Source organism: Enterobacter nematophilus (genome assembly GCF_026344075.1).
Taxonomy (GTDB): Bacteria; Pseudomonadota; Gammaproteobacteria; order Enterobacterales; family Enterobacteriaceae; genus Enterobacter; species Enterobacter nematophilus.
In genome coordinates this window covers 110816-126540 of the sequence record NZ_JAPKNE010000007.1, presented here as the reverse complement: position 1 = coordinate 126540, position 15725 = coordinate 110816, and the positions used below count along the sequence as shown (strand labels likewise).

Annotated in this window: 9 protein-coding genes; 8 read left to right on the top strand and 1 reads right to left on the bottom strand. The window is 52.7% G+C overall.

What is annotated here, in order from left to right; translation table 11 throughout:
* Positions 1 to 63: 63 nt before the first annotated feature.
* From guaB to OSH03_RS17420, 5 genes are all read left to right on the top strand, one after another.
* Positions 64 to 1530 (top strand): IMP dehydrogenase, encoded by a 1467-nt coding sequence (gene guaB, locus OSH03_RS17440; protein WP_014884799.1) that lies wholly within the window; start codon positions 64 to 66, stop codon positions 1528 to 1530.
* 67 nt (positions 1531 to 1597) lie between these two features.
* Positions 1598 to 3175, top strand: a complete 1578-nt coding sequence (gene guaA / locus OSH03_RS17435; protein ID WP_003860599.1) for a glutamine-hydrolyzing GMP synthase — start codon at positions 1598 to 1600, stop codon at positions 3173 to 3175.
* Between the two features lie 906 nt (positions 3176 to 4081).
* The gene (locus tag OSH03_RS17430) at positions 4082 to 6016 is read left to right on the top strand and encodes an ABC-three component system protein (RefSeq protein WP_266179689.1); all 1935 of its coding nucleotides are present in this window, start codon (positions 4082 to 4084) and stop codon (positions 6014 to 6016) included.
* Positions 6016 to 6609 (top strand): ABC-three component system middle component 1, encoded by a 594-nt coding sequence (locus tag OSH03_RS17425; protein WP_266179688.1) that lies wholly within the window; start codon positions 6016 to 6018, stop codon positions 6607 to 6609. Before OSH03_RS17430 ends, OSH03_RS17425 begins: the two co-directional genes overlap by 1 nt.
* Positions 6606 to 9584, top strand: a complete 2979-nt coding sequence (locus OSH03_RS17420; RefSeq protein WP_266179687.1) for an AAA family ATPase — start codon at positions 6606 to 6608, stop codon at positions 9582 to 9584. Before OSH03_RS17425 ends, OSH03_RS17420 begins: the two co-directional genes overlap by 4 nt.
* Positions 9585 to 9840: 256 nt before the next feature.
* Here the strand turns inward: OSH03_RS17420 and OSH03_RS17415 are convergent, their stop codons facing one another.
* A complete protein-coding gene (locus OSH03_RS17415) occupies positions 9841 to 10671 on the bottom strand; it encodes a MurR/RpiR family transcriptional regulator (RefSeq protein WP_266179686.1) in 831 nt (276 codons plus the stop codon).
* A gap of 292 nt (positions 10672 to 10963) precedes the next feature.
* Here OSH03_RS17415 and OSH03_RS17410 point away from each other — a divergent pair, with 292 nt between their 5' ends.
* The 3 genes from OSH03_RS17410 to iolG all read left to right on the top strand — a co-directional run bounded on the left by OSH03_RS17410 (position 10964) and on the right by iolG (position 15695).
* Complete coding sequence (locus tag OSH03_RS17410; RefSeq protein ID WP_266179685.1) at positions 10964 to 12469, top strand: CoA-acylating methylmalonate-semialdehyde dehydrogenase; 1506 nt, start codon at positions 10964 to 10966, stop codon at positions 12467 to 12469.
* Between the two features lie 11 nt (positions 12470 to 12480).
* A complete protein-coding gene (gene iolD / locus OSH03_RS17405; RefSeq protein ID WP_266179684.1) occupies positions 12481 to 14406 on the top strand; it encodes a 3D-(3,5/4)-trihydroxycyclohexane-1,2-dione acylhydrolase (decyclizing) in 1926 nt (641 codons plus the stop codon).
* Between the two features lie 302 nt (positions 14407 to 14708).
* Positions 14709 to 15695, top strand: a complete 987-nt coding sequence (gene iolG / locus OSH03_RS17400; RefSeq protein ID WP_266179683.1) for an inositol 2-dehydrogenase — start codon at positions 14709 to 14711, stop codon at positions 15693 to 15695.
* Positions 15696 to 15725 lie beyond the last annotated feature (30 nt).

The window sequence follows — 15725 nt, the reverse complement described above, 5'->3', positions numbered from 1 at the left end:
AATCGGTTACGCTCTGTATAATGCCACGGCAATATTTAACCACCCAGGTCAGAGATATTGCCCATGCTACGTATCGCTAAAGAAGCACTGACGTTTGACGACGTCCTCCTCGTTCCCGCTCATTCCACCGTTCTGCCGAATACTGCCGACCTCAGCACGCAGTTGACGAAAACCATTCGTCTGAACATTCCTATGCTCTCCGCGGCAATGGACACCGTGACTGAAGCGCGCCTGGCTATCGCCCTGGCACAGGAAGGCGGCATTGGCTTTATCCACAAAAACATGTCTATCGAGCGTCAGGCGGAAGAAGTTCGCCGCGTGAAGAAGCATGAGTCCGGCATCGTGTCCGACCCACAGACCGTTCTGCCAACCACCACCCTGCACGAAGTGAAAGCCCTGACCGAACGTAACGGCTTTGCCGGCTATCCGGTAGTGACCGAAGACAATGAACTGGTCGGCATCATCACCGGTCGTGACGTGCGCTTCGTGACTGACCTGAACCAGCCTGTTAGCGTCTACATGACGCCAAAAGAGCGTCTGGTGACCGTCCGCGAAGGCGAAACCCGCGACGTGGTGCTGGCGAAAATGCACGAAAAACGCGTTGAGAAAGCGCTGGTTGTGGATGCGAACTTCCACCTGCGCGGCATGATCACCGTTAAAGATTTCCAGAAAGCAGAACGTAAACCGAACGCCTGTAAAGACGAGCATGGCCGTCTGCGCGTTGGCGCTGCGGTTGGCGCAGGTGCAGGTAACGAAGAGCGCGTTGACGCGCTGGTTGCTGCGGGCGTTGACGTGCTGCTGATTGACTCCTCACACGGCCACTCCGAAGGCGTGCTGCAGCGTATTCGCGACACCCGTGCAAAATACCCTGACCTGCAGATCATCGGCGGCAACGTGGCAACAGGCGCAGGCGCTCGCGCGCTGGCTGACGCCGGCTGCAGCGCGGTGAAAGTGGGTATCGGCCCTGGCTCTATCTGTACCACCCGTATCGTGACCGGCGTGGGCGTTCCGCAGATCACCGCGGTTTCTGACGCGGTTGAAGCGCTGGAAGGCACCGGTATTCCGGTTATCGCTGACGGCGGTATCCGCTTCTCTGGCGACATCGCTAAAGCCATCGCCGCGGGCGCCGCTGCCGTAATGGTAGGCTCCATGCTGGCCGGTACCGAAGAATCCCCGGGCGAAATTGAACTCTACCAGGGTCGTTCTTACAAATCTTACCGCGGTATGGGTTCCCTGGGCGCGATGTCCAAAGGTTCCTCTGACCGTTACTTCCAGACCGATAACGCCGCTGACAAACTGGTACCGGAAGGTATCGAAGGCCGCGTTGCCTATAAAGGCCGTCTGAAAGAGATTATTCACCAGCAGATGGGCGGCCTGCGCTCCTGTATGGGTCTGACCGGCTGTGGTACCATTGACCTGCTGCGTACTAAAGCGGAATTCGTACGCATCAGCGGTGCGGGTATCCAGGAGAGCCACGTTCACGACGTGACGATCACCAAAGAGTCCCCGAACTACCGTCTGGGCTCCTGATAAGTTTCCGCGCCCGGCTTCTGCCGGGCGCTCTGTTTTTGTTTCACTTGCCTCGGAATTAGCGTCAATGACGGAAAATATTCATAAACATCGCATTCTCATCCTGGATTTTGGTTCTCAGTACACTCAGCTGGTGGCGCGTCGCGTACGTGAACTGGGCGTTTACTGTGAGCTGTGGGCGTGGGATGTCACGGAAGCACAGATTCGCGAATTCAATCCAAGCGGCATCATCCTGTCCGGCGGCCCGGAAAGCACCACCGAAGAGAACAGCCCGCGCGCGCCGCAGTACGTGTTCGAAGCGGGAGTGCCGGTATTCGGCGTCTGCTACGGCATGCAGACCATGGCAATGCAGCTGGGCGGCCACGTAGAAGGCTCTAACGAGCGCGAGTTCGGCTACGCGCAGGTAGAAGTGGTGACCGACAGCGCGCTGGTGCGCGGTATCGAAGACTCCCTGACCGCAGACGGCAAACCGCTGCTGGACGTGTGGATGAGCCACGGTGACAAAGTCACCGCTATCCCGTCTGACTTCGTGACCGTTGCCAGCACCGAAAGCTGCCCGTTCGCGATCATGGCGAACGAAGAAAAACGCTTCTACGGCGTGCAGTTCCACCCGGAAGTGACCCACACCCGTCAGGGGATGCGCATGCTGGAGCGCTTCGTGCGTGACATCTGCCAGTGTGAAGCCCTGTGGACCCCGGCAAAAATCATCGACGACGCCGTTGAGCGTATCCGCCAGCAGGTTGGCGATGACAAAGTGATCCTCGGCCTCTCCGGCGGCGTGGACTCCTCCGTGACCGCGATGCTGCTGCACCGCGCCATCGGCAAAAACCTTACCTGCGTGTTCGTGGACAACGGCCTGCTGCGTCTGAACGAAGCGAAGCAGGTCATGGACATGTTCGGCGACCACTTCGGTCTGAACATCGTTCATGTGGAAGGCGAGCAGCGCTTCCTGGACGCGCTGAAAGGCGAGAACGATCCGGAAGCCAAGCGTAAAATCATCGGCCGCGTGTTCGTGGAAGTGTTCGACGAAGAAGCGCTGAAGCTGGAAGACGTTAAGTGGCTGGCGCAGGGCACCATCTACCCTGACGTGATCGAGTCTGCGGCCTCCGCAACCGGTAAAGCGCACGTCATCAAATCTCACCACAACGTGGGCGGCCTGCCGAAAGAGATGAAGATGGGCCTGGTTGAACCGCTGCGCGAGCTGTTCAAAGACGAAGTGCGTAAGATCGGTCTGGAACTGGGTCTGCCGTACGACATGCTCTACCGTCACCCGTTCCCGGGCCCGGGTCTGGGCGTGCGCGTGCTGGGCGAAGTGAAGAAAGAGTACTGCGACCTGCTGCGCCGCGCGGACGCTATCTTCATCGAAGAGCTGCACAAAGCTGACCTGTACAACAAGGTGAGCCAAGCGTTCACCGTGTTCCTGCCGGTTCGCTCCGTCGGCGTGATGGGCGATGGCCGTAAGTACGACTGGGTTGTCTCCCTGCGTGCGGTGGAAACCATCGACTTCATGACGGCGCACTGGGCGCACCTGCCGTATGACTTCTTAGGCCGCGTGTCTAATAGAATAATCAATGAAGTCAATGGCATATCGCGGGTCGTATATGACATCAGCGGTAAGCCACCGGCTACGATTGAGTGGGAATGATTGAGCGTCTGGCAACGACTTGGGCGTAAAAACAGCAAAATACTTCTAAGCCCGCGTAACTGCGGGCTTTTTTATGTTTCATCGACTAGCGTGAACTAATGGAAAACGACATTCAAAGCATTTAGATTTGTATTCGCCAATAAACACCCTAAACCTTAAACATTGTTGTTGCCATGAATACTAACTTGACTTCTTTTTTCTTTTCTGAAAAAGAATTAAGTATCTCTTCCTGCACTGAAATTTACCATAACACTCTTTGCTCATTCGTCTCCAACCCGAGGCTTCGCAGCTACTCTGCTGTCGTGGGTGTCACCGCACCACGCCGCATATTCATGATACTTCCCTGCGGCATCATGACTGCAAAAATCGACTGTGTGCCATGAGCGTCAGCTATATACCACACCCCTATCTGCGTGGGTTGAATCAATTGTCAGTTTACTCCTCACTAACAATGTCGTCAGCCTGAACAAACTGCATTGGCTTACATTAAAAACATTTGCTATCGACCCTAACTTTTTTTGAATTTGCGGATAAGGAAGCATCCCATTCGTAATTCCTCAACATAGAACGCAATAATTTCATTTCTATGTATGGCATGATTCATGGTATTACTAATATTGAGTTAAGCCCGCGACAGTTTCAAACGGTTTCGACAATCTGTTGCTTGTTGAGAGAGCAGAATGGTGCTTTTTTATATAAAAAGGATTTTCTATGGAAGAGAATAAATTTTTAATACAATAAATTATTTGTTATAATTATCAATAAAATCAACCATTTGTCATGATTGTTAGGTTGGGCACAGTTTAGATGGATGTCGATGGGCATTTTTAGAGATCTCACGAATTACGTCATTAACTGTATAACAATCGTTAGGCAATCCTTCATCAATAATTGCAGCGTGATCGTATGCAGAGAAAACTTAGACTATTAAAAGCAGACAGGTACGCTTTTTTGGTTTGTGCTCAGATGATGGCAACCATGGTGGTTGCTTATCTTGAAGGGCGGCAGGGAGCAAAGTGGCTTGGATGTGAGCAAGGTGCTGTGCCTGATTGGGATGACATTGTTCAGGAGCTAAGTGATGGCTCGCTTCGCCATACGCAAGTCAAGCGACAAGTGACTGATTTTAGTAGTGAGAAGGCGAAGCGTGCGATTAAGACTACAACAGCGAAAGTAGTAAATGCGAAGGCCTCGCCCATTGCCCCTCCCAAATTGCCTGATTTAAGTGCGTTCGATAATTCAATCTTAGCTCTTGCTAAATGGTTTTCGTCTGCAACTATATCCGATGGTATAGTCAGAAGTTTCACAATTCAGGTACCTGATCGGAAGATTAACATCAAGAAAGAATTCGAAATTAGGCATTTTGAGGATTTTTGTGATCTATGCAGGCTTAGTACTACTACCCCTAATGGTTTAGAGTCGCACGCGCAAACTAATCTTGCAGCAGGACATATATATGATTGGCTGACAACTTGGTGCGGATTTACCGACTGGACTCATATTCATAGAGCTTTGCGTAATTTGAAAGTTGAGATTAAGTCTCTCGAGAGTGAGATCCAGAAATCAGCTGAGTCTCTATTAGAGACATACTTCTCCCCGGCACCCGAAGCATTTAAAGTTCTCTTACTTGATCTGGAACAAAATGTATCAAATGCTGGGGCTGCGACTCCTCGACAGATATTTTCCCTGATTCGCCAATATCTTCGGTCAGAGTTTCCTGTATGGACTCAGTATGCAAAGGAAGAGACCACTTTTACTTGGGGGGTTTCTGGATGTGCAACGAGCCACCAATATGGTGTAGAGGAGCCTTCTAACACTGTTCCGATTTTTTGGAACGATAGCAGTAGCTATGAGAAACGATTAAAAATTGGTGTCAAGTATGATCAACAGATTTGGTCACGGGACCATCTGACGCCTCGTTTGATGCGCCTTGCGCTTCATTTACGTGGGCCGGGGCATGCGGGTTTATGCGATGTTAAATCTTGGAGTACAGCGATTAAAAGCACATTTGCAAATACGCTCGGTGTTACCTCTGATGATTTTTCTGGGCTTCAATGGATTGAAGCTAAAGATTTAACTTATTGCATCGATTCGCGTCAGCTACGTGGTATTGAAAATACCAAAATTGAATGTGATAGTTTTGATTTGTCAATGAATAAAATTGCATGGTCGCTTACTAAAACTGCGATTAGCAGTTCTATTCAAGGTATGTCAGCCGGAGACTTGCAAATCGAGGTCGATAGACTCTGGCAGGTACTTTATCCTATGTTAGATGCTGATCTGAAACTAGCGAATGAGCTGTTTGTAAGGATGCTGAGTCCAGCTAGTGAGAAACTCGAAATGTTCGGTGTGATGCGTGTTGGCCCTCGAACTACACAGATACTTGCAGATGGACTCATGATGTTGATGATTACTGCTATTGCTTTAAAACGACATACGGATGTAGTGTCGCTTTTATCAGGGAATGATATTCGAGTCATAGCGCTTAAATATTGGGGCGGCCCCGCATCATCAAATCGAACTGCACGGCTCTTGATTGAGGATGACGATGATACGGAGGTCGAAGACTTATTAGGAAAAGAGCTTGCGAATATTATTCTACTAGCAGGATCCAGCTCTTCTCATAGTGAGGTAAATCGGTGCTCTATCGCTTCTGATAGATTATCTCAGGATAGCTTTGGTACTTCGCGGCGAGCGATGTTGGCTGTCACAAACTCTAGGAGATTTCGGATGGCTGTAAAAAGCGGGAAAATAGAAATGGTTACAAAACTCTTAGAGCCTGAGTTTCGTCTGCGTGGCTTAGCTAGAGAAGAAAATATTATGAAAACTGAGCTGGAAAAATAATGAAGACTCGTGAGATGGAAGCGCAAATTAGAGACCGGGCGAGAGGCAGGTTTGATGTCTTTATTGATAATTCTTTGACTAATCTAGCTGAGCAACCACTGAATGATGTTACAGCTCTTAAGGTTCGACGGACTATAAGGCCATTGAGTAGTGGCCGTACGATGTTACTGGCTGCCATCGACAAAATTGAAGATTGGAAAATAGTAGTTCGTTGGACAGCCCAAGTTCGCGATATTTTACCAGAGCCAGAGACCTCCGATCTTTATCTCATTTTACTTGCGCAGGGATTCAGTGCTCATAATAGATCCCGTATAGAAGCAGATGAACAATTTTGTCGCAAGTATGTGACAAGCTCTCTTAATGAAATGCCACAGTTACTTGATAGGACATTTTTGGCATCGCTAAGTGCAAGTGATATTGGCACTGAAATTGTAGACCCTGTCACTGCGGCATTTATGGCAACTCAAAACAATCATGCATGGCTCACTAATCCTCTGCAAGAACAATGGCTAAGAACCTTCCTCAGCGAGAAACCAGGTAAAGACCTTATACCAGGTATCATTGATAATGTTGACCCTAGGATGGATTCATGATGGATACACGTGAATCAATTAAACTGAAATCTATAGTCCTGAATAACATCCGTCGTTTTGGTTCTGATGTTCAGATTAATTTTGGAGCTGGGGCAACCATATTAATTGCACCTAACGGTTCGGGTAAGACGGCGGTGCTGGAGGCCATTGAACTTGCTCTAACTTCTAAAGTAAAGCGAGTGGAGGAAAGGTGGGCTCCTCTTATTAGAAACGGTGGCAATGAAGCTTCGGTAAAGATTAATTTTGGCGACTGGCAGCGCGAGGTCTCAGTTACAAAGGAGAAAGTCTGTGTTATCAGTGAGGGAAATCTGAAGCAAATTTTTTGTGACACAACCCCAGAAGAGATTCCCTTCCTGCTCCGACTTACACACTTGCTTGACCAGAGAGATGGTGAATGGTTTTGCCATCAACGAAGTGAAGAGGCGGGTGGGCAACTAGCGATGTTACCGCTGGGGCGACAAGCTTCTCAGATTAACTCCACGGTTACGAGACTAAGACCAGCCATTGCTAGAAGACTCAATGAGTTGAATGGTATTATCGAGTCGAAACAGAAATTGCTGAATGATTGGAATGCGTTGCTTAGAGTACGCGATAGCGCTCAAACTGATTTAAGTAAGCCTCTACCTTCTTTATCATTATTAAATGAACGTTTGGGAGTGATTACAAATACCCCCGTAAGTGTGGAAGCAAAGACTATTGCTGCGATTCGTGAGCAGTGGGCCATTGCTAAAACTGTTAACAATCAGCGTTTAGTTTCGATTGAGACAACTTTGGGCAACTTGGCTGACTTGGTTTTGCTTCCGGTTAATTATGGTGAGATTTCCGAGTCGTTAGAAAGCCTTCAACAGAAGTTGAAGACTAGCAAATTGACTCAATCTGAATATCAAGATAGCCAAAAGCAATTAAGTGAAAGTATCGAGTCTGCTGGCGAGAATCATCGGCTATTAAATGAAAAATTATCGCAGCTCAAACCTAAGCTAGAGCGAAAGCGGTCCTACGAAGAAAAATTGGGTCTGCTAAATATGCAATGTCATATGAGAGACGAACTTTTACGCTCTTTTGAGCAAAAAAAGGTTGTCTTTGAAAAAGCTCAGGAAATCTACTCGGCTGCCCTAACGGCATCAGAAGTTCACGGTATTCTGGAATCATTAGCTATAACCATCTCACAACATTATGAAGATCTTACTGCAGCAAGGAAGTCGTACGAAAACTGGCGTTCTGCAGAATTGCGTAAGCAAGTGGAAGAAAGCAATCTTCATGTAACTAGTACGAAGATAACTTTATTGGAAGAAGAGCTCCGTGATTTAGCAACAGAAGTTGAGAGAGTTAATTCATCTTACCATCATGCAAAATCAGTTATGTCTGCTTATCAAGATGCAGTGGGAGCCATTCGTGCCGCTGTTTCAACAGTTGCTGAGAAATTGCCAGCAGGAACTAACTCCTGCCCGGTATGTTTGGAAGTACATGGTGAACAAAAGCTGCGTAGTAGAATTTCCGAAGCTCTAAAGGTAATTGACCCTCGTCTTGAAATCGCTACTTTGGAGCTTCGCTCGGTAACTGAGATGCTGGAAACGTCGAGAAGGAAGCTGCATGAGAAAAATTCTGAACTTACAACGGCTCTGGATGCTAAAACACGCATAAACGAAGCAATAGCGGTCATTGACTTAGAAATTAAAACGGCTAAGTCAGACAAACTTCTTGTTGGTTATGATCTATCGGTGATTGAAGAACGTCTTGACTTTTTACAGAAAAAATTTGATGGAGAAAGTGCCGAACTCAAAGTCAAACGGGCTGTACAAAAGCCTCTGGTTAATGTCGAGGACATGACCCAACTGACTACTCATTATAATTCAGCTAAAAGGGATTTAGCGGAATGCGAAGAAGCTGTTAAGAGAACGAATGAAGCTATTAAAAGCATTTCCTTAACATTAAATGAAATGGAACCGTCAGTTGTCAAGGATATGACAATTGAGCAATTCGAACAGATGTTGAAATCACTTGAAGAAGAAGTGCGCTTGAGCGCTACGGAAATTGAAGAGATTCAGGCTAAAAAATCTGCTTTATCTAGGTTACTCCTTGATATTGATGCATCTATAACCCGGACTTCGCAGCAATTTGAACTGGACAAAGGACGTTTAGAAACATTATTGTCCAAATGGCAATCTGCTGGGTTGTTTAAGTCACCCTCTAATGAACAGCTGGAGAATATTAAAGAAAAAATTTTGCAAGATAAGGCAAAAGCCGATGAGGTACGCCTGCAATTGAGCAATATTGAGATGGAGCTGAATCGGATAGCCGAGGCCAATGCCTTAATGGCTGCACAGAAGGAAATTGATGCAGTTAGGGGGGAACTCTCGGAAAGTGAGCACACTCGACTTATGAGGGAGGCATTGAAAAATGCTCAAGATGAGTATGCCTTGAGCAGCCAACGAAAATACGCATTAGATGAATTTCACTCACATTTGACTAGTGGTATTGAAAAAATCCGAGACAAAATTGCAGATGTTGTACCTCATTGGCAAGCGATATTGCGACGTATCGTTCAGGAGCCTCGTTTTTCTGGTACCAACTTGAAATATTATCAAAATCGTGCCAAGGACCACGCTTCGATCCAGGTTGGCTTGGGCGACGGTTTTGTTGGTGCTGCTGATGTAGCAAGCCAAGCACAGATGACAGATTTACAGTTGTCCTTCATGCTCTCAATGGCAACCATACATACATGGTCCCCTTGGAGAGCTTTGCTGCTTGATGATCCTACTCAACATCATGACTTAATTCATGCATCTTCGGTATTCGATGTTCTACGTGATTTTATTGCAGAGTTAGGCTTTCAAGTAGTTCTGACTACACACGACGCTCAGCAAGCGCGTTTCCTAATGCGAAAACTGAATAATGATGGGATCGATGCGAGACTATGGACGTTAGAACCATCACATGATGGCATGACAGCTAAACAAATAGGTGGGATAGAATAGATTTTTATCATTGGTGGTATTTAAACCTCGCATTTTAATTTACTCATTATGCATTGCTTGCTGTAAGCAATTCTAAACTTTAATGGCACTACAAATCAAAGTTAGGTGGCTTGAGAGTGATTGTGGTATGGATATAGTTAATTCGATTAATCTGCTGTTTTTTTAATGTTTTTTCATAGGTTGTGATGGTAGAGATAATAATATCCCGCTGAATTAGCAACCAAACCCTCTGCCTGTGCAGGGGGTTTTTTATTTCTTATTTCCCTTCCCCCAACCGATACGCCAGCGCCACCACCAGCGACTGCACCAGGCACAGCGTCGCCGACTGGGACCGGAACGCGTCAACCTGCGCCTCTTTCACCACAAAGCAGAGATCGCTGAACGTCGCCAGCGGGCTGATCTGGCTGTCCGTAATCACAATCTGTCGCGCCCCGACGCTGGCGGCGGTTTCGCTCACCATCACCGTCTCTTCCGCGTACGGCGAGAAGCTGATCGACACCACAATGTCGCGCGCCTTAATGCGGCTGATCTGCTCCCGCAGCATCCCGCCCATGCCGTCGAGCAGGATAGGGCGGCACTCCAGGTGGCTGAGGGCGTAGGTGAGGTAGGCCGCGACGCTAAATGAGCGGCGCAGTCCGGCGATGTAGATGGTGTCGGCGGCGGCCAGCAGCTGCACCGCGCGCTCCAGCATTTCCGGCTCGGCGCGGGCGGCCAGCTGCTGTAGCGCCTGCGCGTTCGAGCGGGCAAACTCCTGCAGGATATCGAGCGGCGTTTCCGGCACGGCCTCGCTCTCCATTTCGCGGAACAGCCGGGCGCGGTCGCTGTAGCTGGCGGTCTCCTCCACCAGGTTCATGCGAAACAGCTGTTTCATTTCGTTGAAGCCGGTGAAGTCAAACGCGTTGGCAAAGCGGATCAGCGTCGACGGCGGCACGTCGGCGCGCTCGGCAATGACGGCAACCGTATCAAAGGCCACGCTGTTGGTGTTATCCAGCACGTAGCGGGAGACTTGCTGCAGCCTCTTGCTCAGGCTATCGTAGCGATCGCGGATTTGCTGCTGCAGTTCGTTCAGGCTGGTTGCTGTCGTCATCTTATCCCCCAAATACAGTCTTATGATTCTAAACGCAAAACCGCGTCTTTTAAATGTCGGCCATCCATCTGGCAGCAAAAATGAAACAGAAGCTTCAGTCATTTCCTCGCCCGAAATCCCTTAATAGCGTACGCGGCGTCAGTGTTGCTGGCTGTTAACATAAAAATCCATCCTTGATCACAATAATCATCATTTATTTTATTTCAACTTAAAATGGAATATTTGTTTCATATATAGTGTCCAGTACACAGCGTTCACGTAACAGTCACGTATCAACAGCGAGAGGTTAAGGATGGAGACGGTAGCGAATTTTATTCACGGCGAATGTGTCACCGGTTCAGGCCAGCGCGTTCAGGCGATCTTCAACCCGGCCACCGGCGAGCAGATCCGCCAGGTGGTGATGAGTACGGCGCGGGAAACCGAACAGGCGATTGCCGCCGCGCAGCAGGCGTTTCCGGCGTGGGCGCGCCAGGCTCCGCTGAAGCGCGCGCGCGTGATGTTCCGCTTCAAGGCGCTGCTTGAAGAGAACATGACGCGCCTGGCCCGCATCATCAGCGAAGAGCACGGCAAGGTCTTCTCCGACGCGGTGGGCGAACTGACCCGCGGCCTGGAAGTGGTGGAGTTTGCCTGCGGCATCCCGCATCTGCAAAAGGGCGAACACTCTGCGAACGTCGGCACAGGCGTGGACAGCCACTCGCTGATGCAGCCGCTCGGCGTCTGCGCCGGGATCACGCCGTTTAACTTCCCGGCGATGGTGCCGATGTGGATGTTCCCGATTGCGCTGGCGACCGGCAATACCTTCGTGCTGAAACCCTCTGAAAAAGATCCTTCTCTGGCGCTCGCGCTGGCGCAGCTGCTGAAAGAGGCCGGCCTGCCGGACGGCGTGTTCAACGTGGTGCAGGGGGATAAAGAGTCCGTTGACGTGCTCCTGACCGACCCGCGCGTGCAGGCGGTGAGCTTTGTTGGCTCCACGCCGATTGCGGAATACATTTACCAGACCGCGTCCGCCCACGGTAAGCGCTGTCAGGCGCTGGGCGGCGCGAAAAACCACTGCATTCTGATGCCGGACGCCGATATGGAGATGGCGGCCAACGCCATCATGGGCGCGGCCTACGGCGCGGCGGGCGAGCGCTGCATGGCGCTCTCGGTGGTGCTGGCGGTGGGGGATAAAACCGCCGACGACCTCTGCGCCCGGCTGGAAAAACAGATTGCCGCGCTGCGCGTCGGGCCGGGCCTGGACCAGACGCCGGAAAACGAAATGGGGCCGCTTATCTCCTCCGCGCACCGCAGCAAGGTGCTGGGCTACATCGACAGCGGGGAAGCGCAGGGAGCGAAACTTCGCGTGGACGGTCGCGGCTTCAGCGTGAAGGGCCACGAGCAGGGCTACTTCGTCGGGCCGACGCTGTTCGATAACGTCACCCCGGAGATGACCATCTATAAAGAAGAGATTTTCGGCCCGGTGCTTTCTGTGGTGCGCGTAGCAGATTACGCCAGCGCGGTGGATCTGATTAACCGCCATGAATATGGTAATGGCTCGGCGATCTTCACCCGCGACGGCGGCTGTGCGCGCCGCTTCTGCGAAGAGGTGCAGGCGGGCATGGTGGGGGTCAACGTGCCGATCCCGGTGCCGATGGCGTTCCACAGCTTCGGCGGCTGGAAGCGATCCATCTTTGGCGCGCTCAACGTGCACGGCAACGACGGCGTGCGTTTCTACACCCGAATGAAAACCATCACCGCGCGCTGGCCGGAAATGCAGCAGGAGACAGGCGCTGCGTTCTCCATGCCGACGCTGGGCTGACAGGAGGCGTTATGCAAACCGAACGTATGACCATGGCCCAGGCGCTGGTCCGGTTCCTGAATCAACAGTACGTCAGCGTGGACGGCAACGAAACGCCCTTCGTGGAGGGCGTGGCGACCATCTTTGGGCACGGCAACGTGCTGGGTATCGGCCAGGCGCTGGAGCAGGATCCCGGTCATCTGAAAATCATGCAGGGGTGCAACGAGCAGGGCATCGCCCACATGGCGACGGGATTCGCCAAACAGCACCGCCGCCAGCGCATTTTTGCCGTCACCTCCTCCGTCGGGCCGGGCGCCGCCAATATGGTAACGGCGGCGGCAACCGCCACGGCGAACCGCATTCCGCTTTTACTGCTGCCGGGCGATATCTACGCCAGCCGCCAGCCGGACCCGGTGCTGCAGCAGATCGAGCAGTATCACGATCTCAGCATCAGCACCAACGACTGCTTCCGTCCGGTCTCCCGCTACTGGGACCGCATCAACCGCCCCGAGCAGCTCATGAGCGCCATGCTAAGCGCGATGCGAACGCTCACTGACCCGGCAGATACCGGGGCGGTGACCATCTGCCTGCCGCAGGACGTGCAGGGGGAAGCCTGGGACTACCCGCTGAGCTTCTTCGCGCGACGCGTGCACCACATCGAACGTCGTCCGCCCGATCCGCAGCGTCTGGCGCAGGCGCGGGCGCTGATCGCCCGCAAGCGTCGCCCGCTGGTGGTGTGCGGCGGCGGCGTGCGCTACTCCGGCGCGCATGAGGCGTTTCGCGAATTCGTCGAGACGCTGCAGTTGCCGTTTGCCGAAACCCAGGCCGGAAAGGGGGCACTGGTAAGTGACCACCCACTTAACCTGGGTGGCGTAGGAGTGACGGGCGGAATGGCCGCCAACCAGCTCGCGCCACAGGCTGACTTAGTGATTGGCGTCGGCACGCGCCTGACCGACTTTACCACCGGCTCCAAGGCGCTCTTTTCCCACCCGGACGTCGAATTCCTGCTGCTGAACGTGGCCGAGTTTGACGCCCTGAAGCTGGACGCGACCGCGCTGATTGCCGATGCCCAAGCCGGGCTCCAGGCCTTAACTCAGTCGCTCGGCGATTACCGCAGCGGCTGGGGGCAGGCGATCGCCCAGGCGAAATCCGCGTGGCGCGACGAGTGCCGCCGCCTGTGGGATCGCCTGTGGCATCCGGACGACGCGCCTGAGGTGGCGGGGCACCTGGACGCGCAGCTGGCGGAATACGGCGAGACGCTCAACACTCGCCTGACCCAGACGCGGGTGCTGGGGCTGATCAACCAGCATGTAGAAGATAACGCCATCGTGGTGGGCGCGGCCGGTTCGCTGCCGGGGGATTTACAGCGCCTCTGGCAGGTCAAAACGCCGGACGGCTATCACCTGGAGTACGGCTACTCCTGCATGGGGTACGAGATTGCGGCGGCTATCGGCGCGAAGCTCGCCAGACCCGCGCTGCCGGTATACGCCATGGTGGGGGATGGCTCCTACATGATGCTGCACTCCGAGCTGCAAACCGCCGTGCAGGAGGGCATTAAGGTCACCGTTTTGCTGTTTGATAACGCCAGCTTCGGCTGCATTAACAACCTGCAGATGGGGCACGGGATGGGCAGCTTCGGCACGGAAAACCGCCAGCGTAATCCGGAGACCGGGCGGCTCGACGGGCCGCTGGTGAAGGTCGACTTTGCGCAAAACGCGGAAAGCTACGGCTGCCGCGCGTGGCGGGTGAACGATGAGCAAAGCCTGCTGGCGGCGCTTGAGGCGTCACGCGCCCATCCGGGCCCGACGCTGCTGGACATCAAGGTGCTGCCGAAGACCATGACCCACGACTATGCCTCGTGGTGGCGAACCGGTGACGCGCAGGTGGCAGAGTCTTCTGCCGTGCGAGAGGCCGCGGAGCAAACGCAGGCGCAGGTGAAAAAAGCCCGTCAGTATTGAGTTTTTCCGCTTTAACGAAATTTTCATTTCATTTCCCCCTCACCCTAACCCTCTCCCCAAAGGGGAGAGGGGATGGTTCGGTGCGGACTTTTCTTCCCTCGCCCCTTTGGGGAGAGGGCCGGGGTGAGGGGCGTTGCCGCACGCCCTCCCATGTTGTGAGATTGATAACAAAAATTATCTCATTCATCTCAAAAGTGTTAACCCGCACTCAAAAACATAATTTTCACTATTTATAAAAATGAAATAAATGTTTTATTTATAGGGTCGTTAGTTCACAGCATTCACCAACACCGGGAGCCGTTATGTTTAACATTGCTTTACTGGGCGCTGGCCGAATTGGCCAGGTACATGCAGCTAACATCGCCAGCCACGGCGCGACCACGCTCTGGTCCGTGGTTGACCCGAATCAGGAATTTGCCACCCGCCTCGCCACCCAATATCAGGCCCGCCAGCAGAGCCTGGAAGAGGCGATGACCGACCCTAACGTTCACGCCGTGCTGATCGCCTCCGCCACCGATACCCACGCGGACCTGATTGAAATGGCCGCCCGCCACGGCAAGGCCATCTTCTGCGAAAAGCCGGTCCACCTTGACCTCGCCCGCGTGCGCGACTGCCTGAAGGTGGTCAAAGAGTACGACGTGCCGCTGTTCATCGGCTTCAACCGCCGCTTTGACCCGCAGTTCCGCCGCGTGAAAACCGACGCACTGGCCGGGCGCATCGGCAAGCCGGAATCGCTGCTGATTATCTCCCGCGACCCGTCTCCGCCGCCCGCGGAGTACGTGCGCGTCTCCGGCGGCATGTTCCGCGATATGACCATTCACGACTTCGACATGGCGCGCTTCATCATGGGTGAAGAGCCGGTGTCGGTGTATGCCCAGGGCAGCAACCTGGTGGATCCGGCGATTGGCGAGGCGGGGGATATCGACACCGCGTTTATCGTTCTGAAATATGCCTCCGGCGCGATGGCGACCATCGTCAACAGCCGCCGCTCATCTTACGGCTACGACCAGCGTCTGGAGCTGCACGGCTCCGAAGGGCTGCTGTGCGCGGGCAACATTCTGGAAAACCAGGTGCAGCACTACGGCAAACAGGGCTGCACCAGCGCGCTGCCGGAACACTTCTTCCTGCAGCGCTACAAATCCGCTTACGCCGCGGAATGGGAACACTTTGTTGCGGTCCTGCGCGGCGAAGCGGTGCCTGACTGCAGCGGCGATGATGGTGAACGTGCGCTGTACCTTGCGGATAAAGCGCTGGAGTCACTGCGTAGCCAGCGCGAGATCGTCCTCTAAACACACCAACCCTACACAGAGAGACATAAT